Here is a 418-nt window from a genome sequence, read left to right as displayed (position 1 = left end):
TGGGTGCGGAGCACCGTGATCGGGCTGCGCAGCTCGAGCGAGGCGTCGGCGATGAACTGACGCTGGCGGATTCCGGGGGATTCCAGCCGGTCCAGGGTGGTGTTCCTCGTGACGGCGAGCCGGGCGACCTCGTCCTGACTGTTCGGAACGGGCACGCGGCGGTGCAGGTCGCGGTCGCTGATCTCGGCGACCTCAGCGCGGATCGCCTCAACCGGACGCAGCACCCAGCCCGTAACCCGCCAGGTGACCACGGCGACGGTGAGTACGAGCAGCGGCACCGTGATGGCCAGCGCGGCGGTGATGGTCTCGTCCGCGGCGTCGGCCTCCCGCAGCGAGGTGCCCGCATAGACGGTGACCAGACCCTGGGCGGTGGGGGTGGTGACCTGGACGACTCGCTGGCGGTGCTCTTCCCGCACGG

1 protein-coding gene is annotated in these 418 nt (G+C 71.1%); it reads right to left on the bottom strand.

Going from position 1 to position 418, the window contains the following annotated elements:
• Positions 1 to 418: HAMP domain-containing protein (locus G3I78_RS49265; RefSeq protein WP_164437187.1), on the bottom strand; the 418-nt coding region annotated here is incomplete at both ends.

The sequence above is a fragment of the Streptomyces sp. SID13726 genome (genome assembly GCF_010548375.1).
Lineage (GTDB): Bacteria > Actinomycetota > Actinomycetes > Streptomycetales > Streptomycetaceae > Streptomyces.
The sequence above is the reverse complement of the archived record's forward strand: the minus strand, read 5'-3'. Positions and strand labels throughout refer to the sequence as shown.